The 23,604-nt window shown below is 70.4% G+C and carries 22 protein-coding genes; 7 read left to right on the top strand and 15 right to left on the bottom strand.

Annotated features, from left to right (window positions below; all coding sequences use genetic code 11):
* From ABE438_RS04870 to ABE438_RS04860, 3 genes are read right to left on the bottom strand one after another with little or no spacing between them, the layout of a single operon-like run.
* Complete coding sequence (locus ABE438_RS04870; RefSeq protein ID WP_346501403.1) at positions 1-828, bottom strand: alpha/beta fold hydrolase; 828 nt, start codon at positions 826-828, stop codon at positions 1-3.
* Positions 825-1,700, bottom strand: a complete 876-nt coding sequence (locus ABE438_RS04865) for a hypothetical protein (protein ID WP_346501402.1) — start codon at positions 1,698-1,700, stop codon at positions 825-827. Before ABE438_RS04865 ends, ABE438_RS04870 begins: the two co-directional genes overlap by 4 nt.
* 21 nt (positions 1,701-1,721) lie before the next feature.
* Positions 1,722-2,045, bottom strand: a complete 324-nt coding sequence (locus tag ABE438_RS04860) for an NIPSNAP family protein (protein ID WP_346501401.1) — start codon at positions 2,043-2,045, stop codon at positions 1,722-1,724.
* A 255-nt stretch (positions 2,046-2,300) separates the two neighbouring features.
* Between ABE438_RS04860 and ABE438_RS04855 the strand changes: the two genes are divergently transcribed.
* The 4 genes from ABE438_RS04855 to ABE438_RS04840 all read left to right on the top strand — a co-directional run bounded on the left by ABE438_RS04855 (position 2,301) and on the right by ABE438_RS04840 (position 7,253).
* Positions 2,301-3,287 carry a thiamine pyrophosphate-dependent dehydrogenase E1 component subunit alpha gene (locus tag ABE438_RS04855; RefSeq protein WP_346501400.1) on the top strand — a complete coding sequence of 329 codons (987 nt, stop codon included), beginning with the start codon at positions 2,301-2,303 and terminating at the stop codon, positions 3,285-3,287.
* 2 nt (positions 3,288-3,289) lie between these two features.
* Positions 3,290-4,264: an alpha-ketoacid dehydrogenase subunit beta gene (locus ABE438_RS04850; RefSeq protein WP_346501399.1), complete on the top strand. Its 975-nt coding sequence runs from the start codon at positions 3,290-3,292 to the stop codon at positions 4,262-4,264.
* A 10-nt stretch (positions 4,265-4,274) separates the two neighbouring features.
* Positions 4,275-5,537 carry an acetoin dehydrogenase dihydrolipoyllysine-residue acetyltransferase subunit gene (locus ABE438_RS04845; protein WP_346501398.1) on the top strand — a complete coding sequence of 421 codons (1,263 nt, stop codon included), beginning with the start codon at positions 4,275-4,277 and terminating at the stop codon, positions 5,535-5,537.
* Positions 5,538-5,777: 240 nt separating this feature from the next.
* Positions 5,778-7,253 carry a SulP family inorganic anion transporter gene (locus tag ABE438_RS04840; RefSeq protein WP_346501397.1) on the top strand — a complete coding sequence of 492 codons (1,476 nt, stop codon included), beginning with the start codon at positions 5,778-5,780 and terminating at the stop codon, positions 7,251-7,253.
* A 19-nt stretch (positions 7,254-7,272) separates the two neighbouring features.
* On the opposite strand, the gene fdhD is transcribed toward ABE438_RS04840, so the two are convergent.
* The 6 genes from fdhD to ABE438_RS04810 form a co-directional block, all read right to left on the bottom strand.
* Entirely contained in the window at positions 7,273-8,088 is an 816-nt protein-coding gene (gene fdhD / locus ABE438_RS04835) for a formate dehydrogenase accessory sulfurtransferase FdhD (protein WP_346501396.1), read from the bottom strand.
* Positions 8,088-8,906 carry a formate/nitrite transporter family protein gene (locus tag ABE438_RS04830; protein WP_346501395.1) on the bottom strand — a complete coding sequence of 273 codons (819 nt, stop codon included), beginning with the start codon at positions 8,904-8,906 and terminating at the stop codon, positions 8,088-8,090. The genes fdhD and ABE438_RS04830 overlap by 1 nt, the downstream gene beginning before the upstream one ends.
* Positions 8,903-11,185: an FdhF/YdeP family oxidoreductase gene (locus ABE438_RS04825; protein ID WP_346501394.1), complete on the bottom strand. Its 2,283-nt coding sequence runs from the start codon at positions 11,183-11,185 to the stop codon at positions 8,903-8,905. Before ABE438_RS04825 ends, ABE438_RS04830 begins: the two co-directional genes overlap by 4 nt.
* 106 nt (positions 11,186-11,291) lie before the next feature.
* Positions 11,292-11,618 (bottom strand): hypothetical protein, encoded by a 327-nt coding sequence (locus ABE438_RS04820; RefSeq protein ID WP_346501393.1) that lies wholly within the window; start codon positions 11,616-11,618, stop codon positions 11,292-11,294.
* Positions 11,606-14,107, bottom strand: a complete 2,502-nt coding sequence (gene ctaD / locus ABE438_RS04815) for a cytochrome c oxidase subunit I (protein WP_346501392.1) — start codon at positions 14,105-14,107, stop codon at positions 11,606-11,608. Before ctaD ends, ABE438_RS04820 begins: the two co-directional genes overlap by 13 nt.
* On the bottom strand, positions 14,104-14,748 hold the full coding sequence (locus ABE438_RS04810; protein ID WP_346501391.1) for a cytochrome c oxidase subunit II: 645 nt from the start codon (positions 14,746-14,748) through the stop codon (positions 14,104-14,106). Before ABE438_RS04810 ends, ctaD begins: the two co-directional genes overlap by 4 nt.
* A 21-nt stretch (positions 14,749-14,769) precedes the next feature.
* On the opposite strand from ABE438_RS04810, the gene ABE438_RS04805 reads away from it, so the two are divergent.
* Positions 14,770-15,288 carry a DUF2231 domain-containing protein gene (locus tag ABE438_RS04805; RefSeq protein ID WP_465248551.1) on the top strand — a complete coding sequence of 173 codons (519 nt, stop codon included), beginning with the start codon at positions 14,770-14,772 and terminating at the stop codon, positions 15,286-15,288.
* On the opposite strand, the gene ABE438_RS04800 is transcribed toward ABE438_RS04805, so the two are convergent.
* The 3 genes from ABE438_RS04800 to ABE438_RS04790 form a co-directional block, all read right to left on the bottom strand.
* Positions 15,255-15,749 (bottom strand): CopD family protein, encoded by a 495-nt coding sequence (locus tag ABE438_RS04800; protein ID WP_346501390.1) that lies wholly within the window; start codon positions 15,747-15,749, stop codon positions 15,255-15,257. The genes ABE438_RS04805 and ABE438_RS04800 overlap by 34 nt on opposite strands.
* Complete coding sequence (locus ABE438_RS04795) at positions 15,746-16,459, bottom strand: cytochrome c oxidase assembly protein (protein ID WP_346501470.1); 714 nt, start codon at positions 16,457-16,459, stop codon at positions 15,746-15,748. Before ABE438_RS04795 ends, ABE438_RS04800 begins: the two co-directional genes overlap by 4 nt.
* Positions 16,460-16,546: 87 nt before the next feature.
* The gene (locus ABE438_RS04790) at positions 16,547-17,233 is read right to left on the bottom strand and encodes an ankyrin repeat domain-containing protein (RefSeq protein ID WP_346501389.1); all 687 of its coding nucleotides are present in this window, start codon (positions 17,231-17,233) and stop codon (positions 16,547-16,549) included.
* Between the two features lie 307 nt (positions 17,234-17,540).
* Here ABE438_RS04790 and ABE438_RS04785 point away from each other — a divergent pair, with 307 nt between their 5' ends.
* Positions 17,541-17,909 carry a hypothetical protein gene (locus ABE438_RS04785; protein WP_346501388.1) on the top strand — a complete coding sequence of 123 codons (369 nt, stop codon included), beginning with the start codon at positions 17,541-17,543 and terminating at the stop codon, positions 17,907-17,909.
* Positions 17,900-19,498 carry a hypothetical protein gene (locus tag ABE438_RS04780; protein ID WP_346501387.1) on the top strand — a complete coding sequence of 533 codons (1,599 nt, stop codon included), beginning with the start codon at positions 17,900-17,902 and terminating at the stop codon, positions 19,496-19,498. Before ABE438_RS04785 ends, ABE438_RS04780 begins: the two co-directional genes overlap by 10 nt.
* Before the next feature lie 177 nt (positions 19,499-19,675).
* Here ABE438_RS04780 and ABE438_RS04775 read toward each other — a convergent pair whose 3' ends face one another.
* The 3 genes from ABE438_RS04775 to mnhG form a co-directional block, all read right to left on the bottom strand.
* The gene (locus tag ABE438_RS04775) at positions 19,676-20,980 is read right to left on the bottom strand and encodes a sigma-54-dependent transcriptional regulator (protein WP_346501386.1); all 1,305 of its coding nucleotides are present in this window, start codon (positions 20,978-20,980) and stop codon (positions 19,676-19,678) included.
* On the bottom strand, positions 20,977-22,329 hold the full coding sequence (locus ABE438_RS04770) for a sensor histidine kinase (RefSeq protein ID WP_346501385.1): 1,353 nt from the start codon (positions 22,327-22,329) through the stop codon (positions 20,977-20,979). Before ABE438_RS04770 ends, ABE438_RS04775 begins: the two co-directional genes overlap by 4 nt.
* 106 nt (positions 22,330-22,435) lie before the next feature.
* Positions 22,436-23,602, bottom strand: coding sequence for a monovalent cation/H(+) antiporter subunit G (gene mnhG, locus ABE438_RS04765; protein WP_346501384.1), 1,167 nt, complete (start codon positions 23,600-23,602; stop codon positions 22,436-22,438).
* Positions 23,603-23,604 lie beyond the last annotated feature (2 nt).

Genomic DNA, 23,604 nt, shown 5'->3' with positions numbered 1-23,604 from the left:
TCATCTTCCCGTATCTGCGGCGGTCGCGCCGCGTAGAAAGTCCAGCACCGCGTCGCGGTAGCGTTCGGGCTCGGCCCGCATGGCGTAGTGCCCGCCGCATGGCAGCAGGCGGAACTCCGCGTCTTGGATGCCGGCGGCGAGGCGTTCCGACAGATAGGCGGGCGTGACGATGTCGTCGGCGGCGACGACCACGCGGGTCGGGCAGGCGATCTCGCCGAGCCGCGCCTGCGCGTCATGAGCCAGGACGGCCAGCATGCGCGCGCGGATCACCGCGGCGTCGCCCGGGCGGCCCCGAGCGGCGGCAGCAGCCAGTTCGCGCTCCACCAGCGCGTCGTTGGCGTTGAGCCAGTAGGGGGCGTTGAGCAGCGTTACCGCATGGCGGCGATAGGCGTCGGCACCCAGCCGGTCGAGCAGCTCGATCCGGCCGGCGAAGAGCCGGCGCATATAGGCGCAGGGCGTCGCGAAGGTCGCCGAAAGCACGAGCCGCGTCAGGCGCTCGGGCGCCGCGAGGGCGACCGACTGGGCGATGGCCCCGCCGGTCGAATGCCCGAGCATGGCGGTCGCGCCGATGCCGAGATGGTCGAGCAGGGCGAGCAGGTCGTCCCGCATCGCCGCGATCGAGGTGTCTCCGGCCAGCGCCGAGGAGCCGCCGACGCCGCGATGGTCGTAAGTCACCACGGTGAAATGCGCGGCGCAGACCTCGCCGAAGGCTGCCCAGAAGGAGGCGAGGCCGCCGAGCCCCGAGATCAGCACCAGCGGCGGGCCGTCGCCGCGCACCGTATAGGCGAGCGAGCCGCCATCAGGCAGCGGGGCGAGGCCGCCGGTCATCGCCCGTCGGCCTCGTCGAGCGCACCGCGCACGGCGTCGTTGACCGCCGACCACGGGATGCACAGGTCGATCCAGGCGGCGAGGCGCCCGGCGCAGAGGATCGCTTCGTCGACGAGCGCCGCGAGCGGGATGTCGGCATGGCCGAAGGCGGCCTCCAGCGCGAAGAGCGTCGCCGCGCTGTCGCCGAGATGGCAGAAGTCGCGCAGGCGCGTCGCCGCCTTGTTGCAGGCGACGGCGGCGATGCGGCGCGAAATCGCCGGGTCCTCGCTGCAGAGCCCGCTGCGCACCCACCACAGCAGTTCGTGCAGGATGCGCGCTTCCGACTCGGCCAGGAAGAGCGGGCCGGACGGGTGCATGGTCGCCCGCGAGGCGAGCAGCCGCTCGAGATCCGCCGGTGACCGGGCCCAGACCGCCTGCCGCAGCGCGACGAGCGCCGCGGGCACGCGCGGCTCCGGTGGCTCCGTGGCGTCGGCGGGATCGACGGGCACGAGGCTGCCGTCGAAGGCCCGCCGGCCATGCTGCTCGCGCAGCCGCGCGCCCAGCGCCTGGAGCGCCGGAAGCCCGCCCTCGATATGGCCGAGCAGCGTCACCTCGGCCGTCTCGGCCTGGAGAGGCGCGAAGATCAGCTCGAGGAACTGCCGCGCCGGCCAGTACAGGAAGGCGCCGGGCTGCGCCTCCATCACGTCGACACCGCCTTCCGCGTCTTCGACGAAGGGTGCATGCCAGTAGATGTGCTGGCCGGCGATCTTCGGCGTGTGCAGTTGCAGCGGCGTGGGAAGCGTCGCCGCGAGGGCCTTGAAGGTGCGCGGGGCGCGCGCCGTATCGCAGGCGATGCGCCAGCGATCCTCGCCGACGATGAGGTCGAGTTTCATGGGACTGTCCGGCGCGGCTGGTCAGATCTTGGGATTGAAGAACGAGACCGGCTTCAGGATCTGGTTGCGCATGTCGAGCAGCGGATCGGCCGCCACCACCTGCCGGCGATAGTCCTGCCAGTTCGGATCGGCCTCCATCGCATCGCGACGCGCCTCGCGGTCGGCCAGGCTGTCGTATTTCCACAGATGCACGACCCGGCTCAGCTCGCCGATATGGGTCTGGAAGAAGCCGAAGGGCTCGCCGAGGTACTGGCGCTGCATAGGCAGGCCGACATCCTCGTACAGCTTCAGGAACTCGTTCAGGCGGTTCGGGCGGGCCGTATAGACGCGGTGGTCGAAGATCATCGTCCGTCTCCATGTTCCGGCGCCCGGCCGGCGTTCGTCCGTCGTCGCCGGCGCCAGCCTCGGGCCCGTCGAACGGGCCTGCGGCGGCGGGTCGAGCCGGGCGGCCCCAGGCTTCGTTGCAAGACTGCATTATCTTGTGTAGACACTTATAGCGCGTTGGTGAAGGGCGCGCTAGGTGCCATCGCAGCGAAAGACGCGGGCGCCTGGCGAGGCCCGCGCCGGACGGGATGCGCGGCGAGGGAGAAGGCTTCGACGATGAGAAACTCACCGACTGTCGAGGAGCAGCTCGACATGCTGGGGCGCATGGTGGCGGTGCGCCATCTCGAAGAGCGCCTCGGCGAGCTGCACAAGGCCGGCAAGACGCGCGGGCCGATCCATCGCTGCGACGGGCAGGAGGCGGTCGGCATCGGCGCGGCCGCGCTGCTCGACGACGAGGACCTGCTGACCAGCACCCATCGCGGGCATGCGCACTATGTCGGCAAGGGTGTCGGACTGCATCCGATCGTCGCCGAGATCCTCGGGCGCGAGACCGGCGCCTGCGGCGGCCGGGCCGGGCACATGCTGATCGCCGACGCCGCCAAGGGGCTGCTCGGCGGCAACGCCATCGTCGGCGGCGGCATTCCCGCCGCGACCGGCTTCGCGATGACGCTCCAGATGAAGAACCGGGCCGATGGCGGCCAGCGCGTCGCCATGTGCATCTTCGGCGACGGGGCGGCGCAGACCGGCATCTGCCACGAATCGATGAACATCGCCGCCTTGTGGAAGCTGCCGGTGGTCTTCGTGCTGGAGCACAACCAGTACGGGCTGACCGCGCATCACTCGACGCAGTCATCGGTTCCCGATCTCTCCGTCCGCGCGGCGGGCTACGGCATGCCGGGCGAGATCGTCGACGGAAACGATGTGGTGGCGGTGCACCGTGCCGTCGGCGTCGCGGTCGACCGAGCCCGCCGGGGCGAGGGCCCCTCGCTGGTCGAGGCGAAAACCTACCGCATGGTCGGCTTCTCGACGAGCGATGTCGGCGGCTACCAGAAGGACGAGGACCTCGCCGCCTGGCGCGAGCGCGACCCGATCCTGCGTGCCCGCGCCATGCTGGCCGACAGCGTCGCCGCAGACCGCCTCGACGCGGTGATGGCCGCGGCGCGCGAGGAGGTCGATACCGCGATCGCGCGTGCGCTCTCCGATCCGATGCCGACCTTCGCCGACCATGCGCCGAGCGCGCCCTACACCGTGGCGGGAGCCTGATCATGGCGATGATGCGTTATGCCGAGGCGCTGCGGGCGGCCCTGCGCGAGGAGATGCAGCGCGACCCGACCGTTTGGCTGATGGGCGAGGACATCGCGGTCTATGGCGGCGTGTTCAAGGTCTCGAAGGACCTGATGGAGGAGTTCGGCCCCGAGCGCGTGCGCGACACGCCGATCTCCGAGCAGACCCTGACGGCCATGGCCGTGACGGCGGCAATGGCCGGCACCCGCCCGGTGCTCGAGATCATGTATGCCGACTTCCTGCCGCTCAGCGTCGATGCGCTGATGAACCAGGCCTCGATCTACAATTACATCTGGAACGGGCAGGTCACGATGCCCTTCGTGCTGCGCACCCAGGGCGGCGGCGGCGCGGGGGCGGGCGCCCAGCACTCCAAGAGCCTCGACGCGCTGGTCGCCCATATCCCGGGCATCAAGGTGGTGGCGCCCGCCACGGCCGCCGACGCGAAGGGCCTGCTCAAGGCGGCGATCCGCGACGACCATCCGGTGGTCTTTCTCGAGCACAAGCTGCTCTACAACAGCCGCGACGAGGTGCCGGACGGCGACCATCTCGTCGAGATCGGCAAGGCACGCATCGCGCGCAAGGGCAGCGACGTCTCGATCATCGCCTCGTCCAAGATGGTGGTCGACGCCCTGAAGGCGGCAGACGAGCTGGCGAAGGAGGGCATCTCGGCCGAGGTCGTCGACCTGCGCACCCTGCGCCCGCTCGACCGCGACACGATCCGCGCCTCGATCGCCAAGACGCACCATGCCGTGGTGGTCAACGAGGGCTGGCGTTTCTGCGGCTATGCGGCCGAGCTCAGCGCCACCATCATGGAGACGGCCTTCGACGAGCTCGACGCACCGGTCGAGCGCGTCGCCACGCACGACATCCCGATCCCCTATAGCGAGCCGCTCGAAACGACGGTGCTGCCCGATGCCGCTAAGATCGCTGCGGCGGCGCGCCGGGCCCTGGCCTGAGGATCGCAGCATGGCCCACGACATCACGCTCGCCGGTGGCGCCGGCGAATACATGGAGAGCGCCACGGTCGTCTCCTGGGAGGCGAAGCTCGGCGACACGGTGAAGGCCGGCGACATCGTCGTCGTGGTCGAGACCGCCAAGGCCGCCACCGAGATCGAGGCGGGCGCCGATGGCGTGCTCCTCGAGATCCTGAGCCCGGTCGGCTCCGAGGTCGGCATCGGCGCGGTGCTGGGCCGGGTCGGCGACGGCGTCGCCGCGCCCGCATCGGCGCCGCAGCCGGTCGCGGAAGCCGTGCCGGCCGCACCCGCACCCGCCGCCGCGCCCGCGGCGCAGCCTGCGGCTCCGCGGGTCAGCATCTCGCCGCTGGCACGCCGCATCGCCCGGCAGGCCGGCATCGACCCGTTTTCGCTGACCGGAACCGGGCCGGGCGGACGCATCAAGAGCCGCGACGTCGAGGCGGCGCTACGGGCTCATCCTGGAGCGATCCCCGCTGCGGCAGAGGCCGTGGCCGCGCCGGCGGCGCTTGCGCCGCAGCCAGTCGCCTCGCAGGCGGTGCCGCTGGTCCTCGTCCACGGCTTCGGCGCCAATGCCGCCGCCTGGAACGCGGTGCGCCCGCGCCTCGCCGGCGCCCAGCCGATCCTGACGCCGGAACTGCCCGGCCATGGCCGGGCGGCCGCTCTGGCCGAGCCGTCGCTTGACGCGCTGGCCGACAGCATCCTGTCCCAGATCGAGGCGACGGGCGCGCGCGAATGCGATCTCGTCGGCCATTCGCTCGGCGGCGCGGTCGCAGCGCTTGTCTCGGGCAATCTCTCGGTGCGGGTGCGCTCGCTGACGCTGATCGCACCGGCCGGTCTCGGCCCGGAGATCGACGGCGACTTCCTCTCGGGCTTCCTCGCCGCTCGCACGTCGGACGGGCTGACGGCCTGGCTGGAGCGCCTCGTCGCCGACCGGGCCAGCCTGCCGCGCGGCTATGCGCAGGCCGTATTGCGCGAGCGCGCGCAGCAGCCGGTCGAGCCGGCGCAGGCGGCGATCGCGCGGCGGCTGTTTCCCGATGGCGCGCAGGCCGTGTCGGTCGCCGATGCCATCGAGCGCTTCCCGGGTCCGCTGCGGGTGATCTGGGGCCGCGAGGACCGCATCGTACCAGCGCGGCATCAGGAGCGCCTGCCCGGGCAGGCGGCCCGCCATCAGCTCGCCGGCATCGGCCACATGCCGCATGTCGAGGCGCCGGCCCTGGTCGCCCGGCTCATCCAGGAATGCGTGCGCAGCGCCTGATCGGGTGCTTGGCGGCCGGAGCGAAGGCCCGGCCGCCCCGACGCATGCCGGCTGCGCGCCGGCGAAGATTGCGGTGCGGCAGGCTTCTGCTAGGCATCGGCGCATGATCGCGCTCATCAGGTTCTTCCGCACGCGCCCGACTCCGCCTTAGGCGCCGGCCTCTTCCTCCGTTCGCTGCCGCCCCATGCGGCCGATATCGATCGCCCTCGGCTGCGCCGTCAGGGCCAGGAATGCCGTGCCATGAACCTCTCTCGTCTCCGGGCCGAATGGGCCCCCAACGTCACGCGCGAACTCCTCGCCGGGACGGTCGTCGCGCTCGCGCTGATCCCCGAGGCCATCGCCTTCTCGATCATCGCCGGCGTCGACCCCAAGGTCGGCCTTTACGCCTCCTTCTGCATCGCGGTGATCACGGCCATCGCCGGCGGCCGCCCGGCCATGATCTCGGCCGCGACCGGCGCCATGGCTCTGGTGATGACCACGCTGGTGAAGGAGCACGGCCTGCAGTACCTGCTCGCCGCCACGCTGCTGACCGGCGTGTTCCAGATCGTCGCCAGCCTGCTGAGGCTCGGCAACCTGATGCGCTTCGTCTCGCGCTCCGTGGTCACCGGCTTCGTCAACGCGCTGGCGATCCTGATCTTCCTGGCGCAGATGCCGGAGCTGATCGGCCGCGGTTCCACCGTTTACGCGATGACGGCCGCCGGGCTCGCCATCATTTACCTGCTGCCGCGCCTGACCACCGCGATTCCCTCGCCGCTCGTCACCATCGTGCTGCTGACCGGCATCGCGATCTATTTCGGCTTCGATATCCGCACCGTCGGCGACATGGGCGCGCTGCCGAGCGAATTGCCGGTCTTCGCGCTGCCGCAAATCCCGCTGACGCTGGAGACGCTGGCGATTATCACGCCCTATGCGCTGACGCTCGCCATGGTCGGCCTGCTCGAAAGTCTGATGACGGCGGCGATCGTCGACGAGATGACCGACACCACCTCCGACAAGAACCGCGAATGCGCCGGGCAGGGGCTCGCCAACATCGTCTCCGGCTGCTTCGGCGGCATGGCTGGCTGCGCGATGATCGGCCAGTCGGTCATCAACGTTTCCTCCGGCGGGCGCGGGCGCCTCTCGACCTTCTGGGCCGGCGGCTTCCTGCTCTTCCTGATCGTGGTGCTCGGTCCCTATGTCGCGCGCATTCCAATGGCGGCGCTCGTCGCGGTGATGATCATGGTCTCGATCAACACCTTCCAGTGGCGCTCGATCCGCTCGCTGCTGATCCATCCGAAGAGCTCAAGCGTCGTCATGCTCGGCACCGTCGCGGTCGTCGTCGCCACCCATGACCTCGCCAAGGGCGTGCTCTTCGGCGTGGTGCTGAGCGGGCTGTTCTTCGCCCACAAGGTCACCCGCTTCTTCGCCGTCACATCCGCGCGCGAGGGCGGCACGCGGACCTATCGCGTCGGCGGGCAGATCTTCTTCGCCACGGCGGAAGCCTTCCACGCCGCCTTCGACTTCCGCGAGGACGGGCTCGAGAAGGTGGCGATCGATCTCGGCGAAGCGCATTTCTGGGACATCACGGCGATCAATGCGCTCGACCGTGTCGTGCTGAAGTTTCGCCATCACGCCATCCCGGTCGAGATCGTCGGCATGAACCTGGCCACCGCGACGATGGTCGATCGGCTCGCGGTGCACGACAAGGCAGGCGGCGCGGCGCTCTCGGGCCACTGAGGCGCCGTCGGCGGGCTCCTCAGCCGCGCAGGCGGCCCGCAAAGACCTCGCAGCCCTCGTCGCGCGCGACCGAGACGAGGGTGAGCCCGCTCGCCCTGGCCCGCGTCACCGCGAGGGAGGTCGGCGCCGAGACCGAGACGAGTGCAGGCGCGCCGAGGATCGCGGTCTTCTCGACCATCTCGTAGGAGGCACGGCTGGTCACCACGACGAAGCCGTCCGCAGCGGCGAGCCTGGCCCGCAGCACGGCGCCGGCGAGCTTGTCGAGGGCGTTGTGCCGGCCGACATCTTCTCGTGCCAGCAGGATGCGCCCGGTGAGGTCGCACCAGGCGGCGCCGTGGACAGAGCGGGTCCGGGCGTGCAGCGGCTGCCAGCCGCGTAGCGCCGCGACGCCGGCTGCGACGGAGGCCGCATCGATCGCGACCGGCATGGCACGCGCCGTGGCGGCGCGAGGCAGTTGCGCCGCATCCTCGACGCCGCAGGCGCCACAGGATGTCCGGCCCGCCAGGCTGCGGCGCCGGCCGAGATGCGCGCGCAACCGGGCGGGAGCGAGCGTCACCTCGACCGTCGTCGCCTCGGCCTCCGGCACGATGCGGATGCCGCGGATGTCGTCCTGGCGTTCGATCACCCCTTCGGTCAGGCTGAAGCCGGTGACGAAGTCCTCCAGGTCGAGCGGCGTCGCCATCATCACGGCATAGGGCAGCGGCCCGTAGCGGATATTGACCGGCCATTCGACAGCGACCTCGGTATCGCGCGCCAGCACGGCCTCGTCGGCATAGCGCCAGCGCGTGCTCGCGACCGGCTGGCAGGCGGGAGCGGGATGAAGCATAGCCGTCATCACGCTTCCGCTCCGCTCTCGTCCGGTTCGGCGAAGGCCAGCCAATAGGCGATCGCCACGACGCAGCCGCCGATGAGGTTGCCGATCGTCGCCGGCACGAGATTGCCGGCGATGCCGGAGAGCGCGAGCGGCGCCTCGCCGTCCATGGTCGCGGCGACGAGCCAGCCATAGGGCAGCAGGTACATGTTCGCGATGGAGTGCTCGAGCCCGGCCGCGACGAAGGCGGCGACCGGCAAGGTCAGCCCGGCGAGCTTCTGCGTCACGGTCTGTCCGGCATAGGCCGACCAGACGGCGAGGCAGACCAGCATGTTGGCGAGGATGCCGCTGGCCAGCGTGGCGAGGAAGCCTGCCTCCATCTTGCCCTGCGCGAGCGCCACCGCGGCACGCCCGACCGCGCCCTCGGCCGCGTCGTGCACGCCGGCGCCCCAGACCAGGACGGCCAGCAACAGCGCGCCGGCGAAATTGGCGAGGAAGACCAGCGAAAGCGCCCTGGCTGCTTGCCCGGCAGGGATCTGCCCTGCGAGCACGGCGCCGGTCATCATCGTGTTGCCGGTGAAGAGTTCCGCACCGGCGATCATCACCAGCGCCAGCCCCGTCGCGAAGACGAGGCCCGCCATCACCTGTCCGACGCCGTGGGGCAGGGCCTCGGCCCCGGTCAGCGCGATGGTGGCGAACAGGCCGCCGAAGCCGATATAGAGCCCGGCCAGCACGCCGAGCACCAGCATGGGGCGCAGCGGCAGCGCGGCCTTCTCGGCCAGCGCCGCGAAGACGGTGGCATGCAGCCCGGGCGGTGCCGGCATGGTCGCTGAGTCGCTCATTCCGCCTCCACCCGGATCGGGACCGATTTTGCGGCGGGCGTCTTGCTCTCCTGCGCATGGTGCCAGAGCGGGATCAGCGCGTTGCATTCGGGGAAATAGGCGGCGCAGGTGCCGGCAGGCACGTCGTAGTCGATGACCTCGAACCCGCCCATGCTGCGCCGGATGCCGTCATCGACCGCGGTGGTCATCCTGACGCGGCCCTTCTCGGGAATGCCGAAGCGGATGCGGTCGTCGCGATTCATCATCACGATCATCCGCGAGCCGTGGATGCCGCGCAGCCGGTCGTCATAGCCGTAGACGGTGGTGTTGAACTGGTCGTTGGAGCGCAGCGTCATCAAGCGCAGCACGGTCGGGTCGCTGCCGTCGTCGAAGCTCGCCGACAGCGCCTTCGGCACCAGGAAATTGGCCTTGCCGCTGTCGGTCTCCCAGATCCGGTCGCGCGCGGCCACAGGACGCGGAAAGCCGCCGGGGATGTCGAGCCGCTGGTTGAAGCGGCTGAACTGGTCGGGGAAGGTGGCCTCGATCGCGTCGCGCACCAGCCCGTAATCGGCGACCCAGTCGTCCCAGGGCACCTTGGGATTGGGCGGCAGCGTGGCCTTCGCCATCCCGGCCACGATCGCCGGTTCCGAGAGCAGCGTGTCGGCCGCCGGCGCCCAGACGCCGCGCGAGGCGTGGATGCAGGTCGTCGAATCCTCGACGGTGACGATCTGCGGCCCGCCGGCCTGCTCGTCGATCTCCGAGCGCACCAGCGTCGGCAGCAGATAGCTGGTCTTGCCGGTGAAGAGGTGGCAGCGGTTCAGCTTGGTGGCAATCTGCACGGAGAGGTCGATGCCGCCCCATTTCGCCTCCATCAGCTCGCGCTCAGGAATTGCCCGGATGAAATTCCCGCCGAGCCCGATGAAGGCCTGGACCTCGCCGGCGACCACCGCCTCGCAGGCGTCGACGGTCGCCATCCCATCCTCGCGCGGCGGCGTGAAACCGAACTGCTCGGCCATGCGGTCGAGCGGCACAAGCTCCACCTTCTCGGCGATGCCGACCGTGCGCTGGCCCTGGACGTTGGAATGGCCGCGCACCGGGCAGATGCCGGCGCCGGGCTTGCCGATCTGCCCGCGCATCAGCAGCAGGTTGACCAGCATCTGCACGCTCTCGACCCCGTGGCGATGCTGGGTCAGGCCCATGCCGTAGATCGCGATCACGGCGTTCGCCTTGGCGAAGGTGGTGGCCGCCGCCTCGATCGCGGCGCGCGGCAGCCCGGAGGCCTCGACGATCTCGGCCCAGCTCACCGCGCGCAGCTTCGCTTCCAGCGCCGCGAAATCCTGCGTGTGCTCGGCGATGAAGGCCTCGTCGAGCACACGCGCCCGTCCGGCAGCCCTGGCTTCCTCGTCGAGCGCGAGCAGCGCCTTGCCCATGCCGAGCATCGCGGCGATGTCGCCGCCTGCGCGCAGCTGATGATATTGCGTCGCCAGCTCGGTCGGCGCGTTGGTCAGCATCTGGCCGGGACGCTGCGGATTGACGAAGCTCTCCCAGCCACGCTCGCGCAGCGGGTTGAACACGACGATCGGCGCGTCGCGCTCCCGCACCTCCTGCAGCGAATGCAGCAGCCGCGGCGCGTTGGTCCCGACATTCTGGCCGAAGGAGAGGATGCAGTCGCATTTCGCGAAGTCTTCGAGCAGCACCGTCCCGACCGGGGTGCCGATGCTCTGCGGCAGCGCCACGGAGGTGGTCTCGTGGCACATGTTGGAGCTGTCGGGCAGGTTGTTGTGACCGTAGAGCCGGGCGAACAGCTGGTACATGTAGGAGGTTTCCAGCGAGGCCCGGCCAGAGGCGTAGAACACCGTCCGCTTCGGATCGTAGCCCTTGAGCCGATTGCCGATATCGGCGAAGGCCTCCTCCCAGGACACTACGACATAGCGATCGCTGCCGGCGTCGTAGCGCATCGGATGCGTCAGCCGTCCGGCATCCTCCAGCGCGAAGTCCGACCAGCCGCGCAGCTCGCTGACCGTATGCTGCGCGAAGAAGTCGGGCGTCGTCCGCCGTGCCGTCCTGTCCCAGAAGGTCGCCTTGGCGCCGTTCTCGCAGAATTCCGCCGCATGCGGTTCGCCGGGCTTGGCCCAGGCACAGCTGGTACAGGCATAGCCGCCGGGCTTGTTGTGATCCTTGAGCAGGCCGGGCGCGGTGCTCAGAGCGCGCTGCCGGGTCGCATGCCTGGCCAGCGATTTGACCGAGCCCCATCCGCCGGTGGGCTGCTCGTATGGCCTGTAGCGTGCGCGCCGGGTCATGCCGTCCTCCTCGAATGAAACCGTCGAGAAATCCAATCGACCGGCGCCGCTATGGTTCCGTAGGGGGATGATGTGTCGCATCGCCCGTTTCGGCGGGCTTTCGCGGCTAGAGGCAGTGGGCCGGCAGCAGAACCGGTGCGCCCATGAAGACGAGCCCGAGGAGGCCTGCCCAGCCGGCTGCGAGTGTCGCCCGGCGAATCGCCGGCCGGCTGTCGAGATCGCGCCGGCGGGCCTCGCGCCGCAGCAGAAGCAGCGCCAGGGCGAGAAACAGCAGCCAGAGCGGGACCAGAACGAGATTCAGGAGGGTGAAGGGCGGCAGGGCCGGCCGGTCGCCCCAGCCGAGCCCGCAACCGAGGCCGTGGACGGCGTAGAGCGCCGAGAACCCGGCGGCCCAGAGCAGCAGCGCCACCATCAGGCGCATCACCAGCGCCATGATGCGGCTCCGGGCAGGGCGATCGCGACGAGGACCAGCAGCATCGCGGCGAGCGTGTAGTGCAGCCACAGCCGCACGACGCGCGGCTCCAGCATCCGCGCCGGCGAGACGAAGCCGGTGCCGATCCGGCGCGCGACGAAGGCCAGCATAGCGAGCGCGATCGCGCCATGGACGAGGCCGTAGCCGAGCATCACCCAGGTCACGGCGCCATAGGCGTGCTGGCGCGGGGAGGGCAGGCCGAGCAGGCCGAAGACGAGCAGCGCGCCGGCGCAGGCCAGCAGGGCAGCGCAGGCAACGCGATAGGCCCGTGTCGCGGCCTCGCGTTCGCCTCGCCCCGCGGCCGCGAACCCGGCGCGCTCCGCCAGCAAGGCCACCAGCGCCGCGCTCGCGAGGATCGCGCTTGCGCCGAGCGAGGGCTCCACCAGCCGCGGCGGCGGCCAGCCCGGTCCGATCGCCGCCAGGAAGGCGTAGCCGAACAGCAGCGAGGCGAAGAAGGTGGCGTCTGTCACCAAGGCGAAGATGCTGCCCCACCAGCCGGGCGCCTCCTTCGCCTCGTGATGCGGCGGCACCGCCTCGCCGCGCCCGATCGGCAGAGCGCCGAGGTCCCGGTCGGCGCCCAGCGTCACCGCCCAGCGCCAGGCCAGCGCGCCGACGATCACCAGCGCGACGGGTGCCAGCCAGTAGACGCCGAACAGCAAGGCAAGGAAGAAGCCACCGAGCGCCAGCGCGGTGACGACCGGCAGCCAGGAATTGCCCGGCAGGATGACGATCTCGCTCGCGGCGCCGCTCGCCATCTCGACGCCGATGGTCTCGCGCAGACCGTCGCGGCTGCGCCCGAGATAGCCTTCGCCGCGGGCGAGGCTCTGCGCCAGCGCGTGGCGGCGGTCGAGCGGATCGCGCGAGGTGACATGCGGCAGGCTGGCGAGGTTGTAGGCCGGCGCCGGCATCGGCAGCGCCCATTCCAGTGTGCTCGCCCGCCAGGGATTGCGCGACGAGCGCCGGCCGAAGGCGAGCGCCAGGCCGATGTCGATCACCAGCGTGGCGAAGCCGAAGGTCATCACGAAGGAGCCGACGGAGGAGATCAGGTTCGGCCAGTCCCAGCCCAGCCCCCCGGGATAGCCATAGACGCGCCGCGGCATGCCGAGCAGGCCGGTGAGATGCATCACCAGGAAGGTGGCGTTGAAGCCTGTGAAGATCAGCCAGAAGGCGAGCTTGCCGAGCAGCGGATGCGTCCGCCGTCCCGAGAGCCGCGGCAGCCAGTAATAGACCCCCGCCAGCATCGGGAAGATGAAGCCGCCGATCAGCACATAGTGCAGATGCGCGGTGACGAAGGCGGTGTCGTGCACCTGCCAGTTGAACGGCACCATGGCCAGCATCACGCCGGTCAGCCCGCCGAGCAGGAAGTTGAAGAAGAATCCGGCGATGTAGAGCATCGGCAGGCGCATCTGCGGCCGGCCCGCCCACATGGTGGCGAGCCAGGCGAAGAGCTGTACGACGGTCGGCACCGCGACCAGCGCCGAGGCGGCCGAGAACAGCGCCAGCGCCAGATGTGGGATGCCGGTCGCGAACATGTGGTGCACCCACAATCCGAAGCTGAAGAAGCCCAGCACCAGGATCGAGCCGACAACCCAGCCATAGCCGAGCAGCGCCTGGCGGACCATCACGGGCAGCACGGTCGAGACCACGCCGGCGGCCGGCAGGAAGATGATGTAGACCTCGGGATGGCCGAACAGCCAGAACAGGTGCTGCCAGAGCAGCGGATTGCCGCCGCGCTCGGGATCGAAGAACGGCCAGCCGAAGGCGCGCTCGATCTCCAGCAGCGTCGAGGCCAGGATCAGAGGCGGAAAGCCGACCACCATCATCAGCGCCGTCACCAGGATGTACCAGGCGAAGATCGGCATGCGGCCGAGCGACATGCCGGGCGCGCGCAGCTTCAGCACGGTGACGGTGATCTCGATCGAGGCGCAGACGGCCGAGACCTCGACGAATGTGACGCCGAGCAGCCAGACATCGGCATTGATGCCGGGCGTGTAGGTCTTCGAGGCCAGCGGCGTGTACATGAACCAGCCGCCATCCGGCGCCAGGCCGAGCGCCATCGCCGTGAGCAGGATGAAGCCGCCGAAGAGGTAGCACCACCAGCCGAAGGCGGAGAGGCGCGGGAAGGCGAGATCGCGCGCGCCGAGCAGCTTCGGCAGCATGTACATCGCCAGCCCCTCGAAGAAGGGGATGGCGAACATGAACATCATCAGGCTGCCATGCATCGTGAACAGCTGGTTGTAGATCTCCGGCCCGACGAAGGCCGAGCGCGGCGTCGCCAGCTGCGCCCGGATCAGCATGGCCAGCACCCCGCCGATGGCGAAGTAGACCCCGGCCGCGACCATGAAGCGGATGCCGAGATCGCTGTGGTTGACGTTGGTCAGCACGCCGCGCCAGCCGCGCTCGGGCCGCCAGATCACGTCGAGCTCGCCATGCAGCTTCAGCGCGCTCATGGCTCGCCCCCGTTTTCGATCCGCGCCCAGGCGTCGGCGTCGTGGGCCACCACCGTGAAATCCATGCCCGTATGGCCGGTGCCGCAGAACTCGGCGCAGACCCCGCCATAGCGCCCCGGCACGTCGGCCCGGATCAGGATGCGGTTGACCGTGCCGGGGATGGCGTCGATCTTTCCGCCGAGCCGCGGCACCCAGAAGCTGTGGATCACGTCGGTGCTCGCCACGCGCACCTCGATGGTCCGCCCGGCGGGGATGTCGAGGATACCGGTTCGGCTGGCGGAACCTCCCGCCGTCTGGCGGGTAAACTGCCAGCGCCATTGCTGCGCCGTCGCCTCGACGGTGAGGTCGGCGTCGGTGCGGGCGCCGACGATCCGCTCGCCGAGCACAACGGCATAGACGGTGGCGACGGTCAGCAGGACGAGCGGGAAGGCCAGCCCCCCGCCGATCATGAACAGGCGCAGAGACGCCTCGCGGCTGCGATTGCGGCGCAACGCCAGGAGGAAGATCCCGAAGATGACGACGAAGGACACAGCCGCCAGCCCGAGCAGCACCGACATCAGGGTGAGGATGCTCGCCGCCGCCGGCCCTGCCGGATCGAGCGCCGAGAGCGGCCCCGAGCAGCCGCCGGCGATCAGCGTCACGGCCAGCAGGGGAGCGAGCTTGTGAGCGGCGATACGGCGCCGCAGCGCCGCGAGGACGATCTCGACCCGCTCCACGCCGACACGGTGTTCAGCGACACCGAGACCCGGGTCGCGGTCGCTGGCCATCCGATCCACGCCATGCTGGTCGCCTTCCCGGTCTCGCTGACCTTCTGCACGCTCGGCGCCGACCTGTTCTACTGGTGGACGGGCGACGTGTTCTGGGCGCGCGTCGCGCTCTGGGCGATCGGCGCGGCGTTCCTGATCGGCCTGCTCGCCGGCATTTCGGGCACGGTGGAGCTGTTGCTGGTGCCCGGCATCCGGGCCCGCCCGCCGAGCTGGACGCATTTCGTCATCGCGGTGGCGCTGCTGACCATGCTCGGCGCCAATTACGGCCTGCGGCTCGGCGGCTACGAGGCGGCCGTGCTGCCCTTCGGCTTGCTGCTCTCGCTGCTCTGCGCGGGCTTCACGGGGCTGACGGGCTGGCATGGCGGGAAGCTCGTCTTCGATTACCGGCTCGGCGCCGGCGACAGCAGGAGCTGACGGTTGAGGGGCTGGCGCAGCCAATCGGGCATCATCGCAGCGTCGAGATGCGGCTTGGCCAGGACGGTGACGAGGATCGCGGTCATCACGGCCAGCCCGGCGAGGAGGAGGGCGGCCGGCGGCACGACGGGGCGGACATAGCCCTCCTCGCCGAGGCGGGTGACGCAATGTCCGAGATAGGTGTGCAGGACGACCAGCGCGCCGATCTCGGCCAGCTTCAGGAGCATCCACGGCTCGAACAGCCAGCGGCCGAACAGCAGCGCGCCGCCGGCCGTGGTCGCGATCACCGCCGCCGGACTGACGCAGAAATTATAGGCGTAATGCGCGAAGACGCGCATGCGCGCGGCTTCGCCCGGCCGGACGGGATTGTCGGCGCGCGCCAGCAGGATCGGCAGAAGCAGGAGGCCCGCGCACCAGACCGAGAGCGCGGCGATGTGCAGAAATTTCAGCCCGGTGATCATCCGAAGGCGGTCCGGTCGATCCGGCGCGCGGCAAGGAGGGCGAAGCCGCCATAGACGAAGAAGGCCGGCACCCACATCAGCAGGCCGGCCAGTTGCTGATCCTGCAACGGATCGAGGCCCCAGAGCAGCGGCGCCAGCGCATGCGGCTCGTAGAGCGGGCGAGGAGCCAGAGTCAGGAGAGCGCCGAGCAGCCCCATCTGGCCGGCGCCGGCCCCGATGGCGAGCAGAGCGGGGATGGCCGGCACGCGCAGCGACAGCACGGCGCGCCAGAACCAGACGAAGCTCGCGAGCAGGGCAAGCTGCATCAGCCAGTAGACCGTCGTCTCGTAATAGGCGGCCGTATAGAGCGCCGGCCAGTGCCAGAGCCAGAGTGCCGCGCTCGATATGGCCAGCGCAGGCACGGTGGTGGTCGCGCGCGGCGCGGGCAGGGCGATCGCCAGAAGCGGGGCCACGATCGCGGCAACGATCAGGTGATGCAGGCCGCGCGCGGCAAACAGGGCCGAGGCCAGCGCGCATAGCGGCGAGACGAAGACAATGGCGAGGACAGCGATGCCGGCGAGCCAGGCGAGACGGCGTCCGCCGCCGAACATCGCCCCGGCGAGGGCAGCGAGGCCGAGTGCTGCGAGCAGGTTGGGGTCGAGGTTCCAGCTGCCCGCGAGTTCCGCGGGCGTGGGTGGCCACCCGCAATAGGGAATGCCGGCAGACCTCACCAATCCTGACCCTCCCACCCCGACAGCGACGACCGGTCCAGCTTCCCTAACGCCACCCGGCGCGGGTTGTTCCGGTGTCGGGGCGTGTCAGGGAGTGCGCTTGGCCTTGGGATCGAGCGGGATGCCGCGCGCTTCGAGGAGATCGACAACCTTCCGGCGCAGTCTCAGCGCCTCCCAGGACATGATCGCCGGGTCGGTTCGGAAGAAGGAGGACTGGAACGTCGTACCGAGATTGTTCGTCGCCGTCGGATCCGCGCCGGCCTGCAACAGCCGCCAGACGCTGCCGAAATCGTTGATAGCCGCGGCATGCGCCAGCGGCCGGCTGCCCATGCTGTCAGCATGCTCGATATTCGCCCCGCGTGCGATCAGCAGGTCGCGATTGTCCGGCCGCCGGCTGTCGAGCGCGTTGAAGATCGGCGTCCGTTTGAGCCGGCGCGCCACGCTGTCGGGATTGCCGCCATGGTCGAGCAGCCGCTCGAGATAGCGCTGGTTGCGATGCTGGGCGGCGAGATGGATCGCAGTCGAACCGTCGCGCCTCACCGCATTCGGGTCGGCGCCGCGGCGCAGCAGGTCGAGAAAGGTGCTGTAGCTGTCGTCGATGATCGCCTGTTCGAGCGCCGTCGTCCCGTCCGCTGCGGCCGGCGGGATCGCACCGGGCTCAGCCGGCTGTCGCACCGGCGTCGCGCCGCGCTGCGCGCCGGGTTCGCCGACGATGACGCCGAGAGCGGCGAGCAGGCCCAGCGCGCCGATGATCATCGCTGTCTTGCGGCCCATGCCTCAGCCCTTTCGACGAGCGGCGCCTCCGTCCGCCTCGCGCTCGCAGTCGCATCCGATGACGGCGACAGGGCGGCGACCGGATCGGGTGCAGATGCGATCCGGACCGGCCCTGGCCATGGCGCCCGTGCCCTGAACAGGGCGAGCGGCCGCGCGGTAGGCTAGAGCGGCAGCGGCCCCGGCGCCATATCCCGATCACGATCGCCGGTCAGATTGCGCACGCACAGCCGGCCGCATCCCTTTGGAAAGACGCGGGTCGGCTGCGGAAGCACGGCCGCGAGCGCCGCGAACAGGGAAGGATGACGCCATGCCGGTGCGGCGGGGACTGGTGATCGGTATGCTGGCGGCGATGCTGGCCGGCGCGGCTTCGGCACGCGATACGCATGGCCCCGGCGAGCGGCTCGCCATCGGCGCCACCGGCATTGCCTGCGTCAAGGATCCCTGTCCGCGGCGGGGCGTGGTGCGGATCGACCAGCCGGGTCGGGATTTCCTTCGCCCCTATTGGGCCGGCACACGTCTGCCGGATCTCCAGGCGAAGGCGGCCGACGCGTCGCGCATCTCGTCGGCCTGGAACGCCATGGCCTGTCTCGAGATCGTCGGGGCGATCGCCCGGCCCGCGACAGCCGACGCCGCGCCCGTCCTCCGCGTCGACCGGATCGTCGGGCCATGCCGCTGAGGCTAGGCCTCGCGGCGGGTCTGCTCGCGCTGTCGGCGACGGCGCTTGCGGCACAGGATGCCGACGAGCTCGTCGGCCATCTCGGCAAGGCTGTCGGCGCGTTCGAGGCGGCGCGGCTCTATGGCGAGGCCTGCGACCGTCGCGAGCCCGACGGTGCGCAGATGCGCAAGGATGCGCTGGCCGCCTGGCGTCACGACAACCTCACCGACGATTATCGGCGTGTGCTCGATGGGCTGGTGCGGCGATCGCCCGACATCGCGACGCAGATCGACGGGCAGAGCCGTAAGCTGGCCGCGCTGATCGTCGAGGACCTCGAGAAATCGCCGGGCCAGTGCCGCGATTTCGGGAAACTGCTTGCCGGTAAGCAGTTCGACGTCAAATCCGCTGTCCGCCGCCTGATCTCGCTCTCCCGCCGGCTCGGCGTCGACACGGCCGCACCGCCTCCGCCCCCGCCGCGCGTGCAGAGCCTGGAGGCAGCCGAGATCCAGCGGCTCGCGCTGCTGTCGGCCCGGCTGGAGCGGACCATGGCCGAGATCGGCAGTCGGGAGGGCGCGCGTCGCTCGCCGTCGCTGCGACGCGCCCGGCAGGACCATGCCGGGCGCTGGCTGGCCTCCGAGGGGCTGCAATTGCTGTTCGGGCGTGTCACCGGCGAGCGCGAGCTGCGCGAATGGCGGGGCGACCGGCAGTCGCTGTTCGCAGCGCGCTGCCAGTCCTTCGCAAACGACGCGGCTGCCGAACGCATGGTGGCGTCGCGCGGCCGGGACATGGTCGTGGCCGGCAGCCCGCGCCTCGTGCTCGACGATGCGGCCGGCGGCCGCGTCACGCTCGACCGCTGCAGCCTGATGACGCGCGAGGAGGCGGGCCGCCCCTTCGCCGACGTACCCGACGAGGCCGGCCTGACCGCTCGGCCGCTCTCCGCCGAGGAAGCCAATGCCGGTCCTGATCGTGGCATCGCGCCGGGCGAGATCGACAGGATCCTCTATGCCTCCAGCTTCGCGACGCGGATGGACGGCTTCGGCAATGGCTATGTCGACCGCGGCGAGGCCGTGTACGTGCTGCTGCGCGACGGCACTGCCTATCGCCACGACTGGGGCTTTCCCGTCAGCGATTTCGCGGCGGCGCTCTCGCGCCGGCGCGAGCCCGAGCGCTGGTTCACCTGGCGCGGGCAGGGCGAGCGGACCGTCCTGACGGCAACAGGTGGCGCCGAGCGGGGCGAAACCATCGCGCTCGGCGAGGCACAAGCGTTGCGACCGCTGACGGCGCGCCGGCTCGAAGGCCGCTATCGCTATCTGACCGTCGCGGCCGGAGGGGCCAGAGGCGAGCGCCATATCACCTTCTCTGCGGACGGGACCGCGACCGATCGCCGGGACGGCTTCGTCGCCGGCAATGTCGGCACGAGCTACATGATCGTCAGCGGCGCCCGCCAGCCGGAGACGACCGCGCGCTATCGCATTGATGGCTTCGCTCTGGTCCTCGCGACCGCGCAAGGCGAGGAGCGTCGCTTTCTTGCCGTCCCCGAGACTGCGAAGGGCACGCCGCCTGACACGATCCTGATCGAGGGACGAGCTTACTGGCTGCGCTCCGACTGAACCCCGGCAGGTCGCGACTCTGCGCCTGCGGCGGCCCGCCTATCGCAGGCTCTCCATCGCGCGGCCCGAGCGCGCATCGATCGGCCGGTGACGCACGGCCGGTTCCCACCGGAGCGCGTCCTACCGCTGAAACAGGACTTCATCTCGGCAGGAACGCCGCTTCCAACGACACTGACGCTATCTGTCCACGCCACCCGACGAGCGCCGTTTCCAAAGCGTCGTCCGGGAGATACCGAGCAGCTTGGCGGCCTCCCCGAGATTCCCGCCCGCCTGCGCCAGGGCCTTCTCGATCTCGGCGGCGTCCGCCGCGGCCCGCGCGCGGGACAGGTCGGGTCTCGGGACATCCGCGAGACGTCGCTCGGGAAAAAGGTCGCCCGGTCCGATGACGGGGCCATCGGCCATGACGCAGGCGCGGGCGATCCGGTTGCGCAGTTCGCGCACATTGCCCGGCCAGTCATGGCTCATCAGGGCGGTGTCTGCCTCTGCGGAGAGCTGTTTCTCTCCCGCGTCGTCCTGCGTCGACTCGTCGAGGAAAAGCATGGCGAGCGGCATGATCTCGTTCAGCCGTTCGCGCAGCGGCGGGATTGCGAAGGTCAGCACGGAGAGGCGAAAGAACAGGTCGTCGCGAAATCGCCCGTCCCGGCGCATCTGCTCGAGGTCGGCATTGGTGGCCGCGACGATCCTGCCGCGGAACTGGCCGTCCTGCGCCGCGCCGACAGGACGGTACCGGCCGTCCTGCAGCACGCGCAGCAGCGCCGCCTGCAGCCGCAGGTCGAGCTCCCCGATCTCGTCGAGAAAGAGCGTGCCGGCTCCGACCTCCTCGAAATGCCCGACATGGGCCTGCAACGCCCCGGTGAAGGCGCCCCGCCGATGGCCGAAGAACTGGCTTTCGAGCAGGTCTTTCGGGATCGCTCCGCAATTCACGGCGACGAAAGGCTCGGCCGACCAGGCCGACGCCTCGTGCAGACGCCGGGCCGCCACCTCTTTGCCGACGCCGGTCTCGCCGGTCATCAACACCGGCAACCGGGAGCCCGCCGCGCGTTCGAGCTGCCTGCCGAGCACCGTCATCGCACCCGATGGAGCGACCGGCCTTGCGGCCGGGCGGCTCTTTGCGACCGGCCGCAGCCTGGCGCGAATGCGCCCGACGAGATCGTCGACGTCGTAGGGCTTGGTCAGATAGTCGTCGGCCCCGGCCTTGACGAGACGCACCGCCTGCTCGACCTCGCCATAGGCGGTCGCGAAGACGATCGGCGTGAGGCCCAGAAAACTCTGTGCCTCGCGGTAGAAGTCCTCGCCGGAGCCGTCCGGCAGGCGGATGTCGCACAGCACGAAGGCCGGGCTGCGGCGCCGCATCGCCGCGAGCGCGGAGACCATGTCCTGTGCCCAGACAGGCTCGAAGCCCTCGAGCTTCAGGCGCTGCGCGAGTGCGCCACCCAGGACCTGATCGTCCTCGACCACGAGGATCACGGTATCGCCGCTCATGATGAAGGCTCCTCCGCTCCCAGCGGCAGCGTCAGCGTCACCGTGGTGCCGGTCTGCGGCGACGCGTCGATCGCGATCCGGCCGTTCAGGCGCTCGACGAGGCGGATCACGATGCCGATGCCGAGACCGGGCCCTTCGAGCTCCTCGGGGCCCTTCTCGTAGGCGCGCGCCAGCGATGACGGCATGCCCTCGCCGGTATCGAAGACCGCGAGCAGCAGCGAAGCCTGCTCGATGCGGGCCGAGAGCCCGACCCGGCCGCCTTGCGGCGTCGCCCGTATCGCGTTCAGCAGGAGGTTGAGCAGCACCTGCCTGACCTCCAGCGCCGGAACCGGCAGGGTGTCCGGCAGCGCAACGTCGAAAACGAGCTTCACTTTCCGCGCCCGGCTGTCGGCCTCGACCAGCAGGCGAAGATCGTCGAAATCCCGGAGCGTCAGCGGACGCCAGTCCGCCTGGGGGCGGTAGCTGGCGAGTGTCGCGTCCACGACCCGTCCGAGCGCGTCGACGCCACGATCCAGGAATCCGAGCGTCTCCTCGCGCGTCGATGTCCGATCGCCGAAACGCCGAAGCGTCGAGATCGCCGTCCGCATGCCCGCCAGCGGATTGCGGACCTCGTGCGCGATCACCGCGGCGAGCTGGCCGAGATCGGCCTTGCGCTGCTGCTCGGCCATATGCGCGAGCAGGCCCTCCCGCTCGCGGCTGGCGTGGACCATGGCGTTGAAGGCGTGGAACATGATCCGCGACTGCTCCTCATCCGGCATGGCACCGGTCTCGATCGGTTTCGGCGTCCCCAGGGCCGCCTGATAGAGGCGTTGCGCGATGACCGTTACCGGCTGCTGGATCCGGCGCATCATGAAGAAGCCGGCGATCGCGCAAAGCCCCGAGAAGACGAGATCGGCGAACAGGAGGAACCAGCGCAGCCGCTCCCGGTCGCCGCGGAAACCGGATACGTCGAGATGGGCGGCCACCGTTCCATAGGACTGGTCGCCGAGCCGAAGCGCTCTCCAGAACCAGACGCTTTCATCGTCGCTCCGGAGAACCCCGGCCGGCTGCACCATGACGGCCTCCGGCAGCGGCTGCAGCGGGGCGCTGTCGTTGCGCGCCAGTGTGGTGACGGTCTGGCGGGAATCGACGAAGCCGACCTGGCGCTCGACGATGCCGTCGTGGAACGAGAGAGCCCGGCGCAGCGCGTCCTCGACCGCCGCGGCGTCGCCGATTCGGGCGTAGGGCAGCACGGCGGCCGACAGGCCGTCGAGATAGATCTGCCCCAGCAACTCGGTCTGCCGCTCGGTATGACGCGCCATCACGAACAGGGCGGCCTGCGTCGAGGCCACCGCCGCCAGGAAGATCATGGCCGCGGCGGCGAGCGGCAGCCGGATCGCGACCGGCAGCGCGGCGATCGAAAATGTCAGGGCTCGCTCCCGCGCAGGACTGTCGGAACGTGGACCCTAGGTCGTCTCAGCCGAAGATGACAACCGGTGACGGCCGCGTGTCGGATTGCGTGCGTCGCGACGTGCCGATCCAGCTCCGGTGGCGGTGATTGCCGTGGATGACCACCGCGGCGGCGAGTGGCGCCTGTCGGCTTTCCACCTGCGGCGGCTCTCGTCCTTCGGCCGCAAAGGCCCGCCGCACCGAGTCCGCTACGGCCGCTTCGTCGGCGCCCTCCACCGCGCGGATGGCGAGCCGGGTGTCAGGCCAGGGATCGGTGGCGAGCAGCCAGGAGAGGGTACGGTTGCTGTGGGCCGTGCCGTCATGCAGAAGGACGGCACGCTCGACCGGATCGGCCCTGGCCGCGATCGCCGCGAGCGGGTAGACGCCGCGCGCGACCAGGTGGTTCGGCGGATCCGCGACGCCCTCGCCGGCGCCGTGATCGAACCAGTGCCGGGCGTCGATCAGCAGGAGCCCATGATGCGGCAGGTGCGAGCGCAGCAAGACCGCGGGATCGCCCTCGTCGAGCCGGATGCCATACGGCACTCCAGCCTGCGTGACGGCGGCCTCGAAGCGCTCGACGCTCACCGCGAGCCGGCGCCTCGCCTCCTCGATGCGCGTCGTCCGAAGGCGAGCCGCATAATGATTGCCGCCGAGCGGAACCGGGCCGACATTGGCCAGCATCTTCGTGTCGACGATCGCCATCGCCCTGACTTCGCCGCCATGGGCCTTCGCCAGCGCGATCGCCTGCGCCACGAGCTCGTCGCCGAGCGGCCCCGACGACAGGGCGAGGACGACTTGGAAGCGCCCGGGCGCGGCTTCCGGACTGCCGGGCCGGCGCGCGGAGCGCGCCGAAGGCTGGTCGAATGAGCCGCGCTGCAGCGCGCCTGCCAGTTCGTCGCCGCTCGTGCCGGTCCAGAGGGGCACCCCGCCGACATAGCCGGCGCGGGCGAGCAGGTGGCCGGCGATCGGCGTGGTCACGAGCAGGAAGCCAACGCCGAGCACGACCTTCACCCAGATCTCGAGCGACGGATAGGCGAAGGCGACGCCGATCAGGATCAGGCCGCAGCCGGCCACGCCGGCCTCGGTGGCGGCGTGCATCCGCATGAAGAAGTCGGGCAGGCGCAGCACGCCCGCCGCCGCCACGAGGCAGATCGCCGCGCCGGCGACCAGACAGACCGACGAGAGCCACAGCATGG

Origin of the sequence: Allobosea sp. TWI1241, assembly GCF_039673065.1 — a bacterium.
Classification (GTDB): domain Bacteria; phylum Pseudomonadota; class Alphaproteobacteria; order Rhizobiales; family Beijerinckiaceae; genus Allobosea.
The sequence above is the reverse complement of the archived record's forward strand: the minus strand, read 5'-3'. Positions and strand labels throughout refer to the sequence as shown.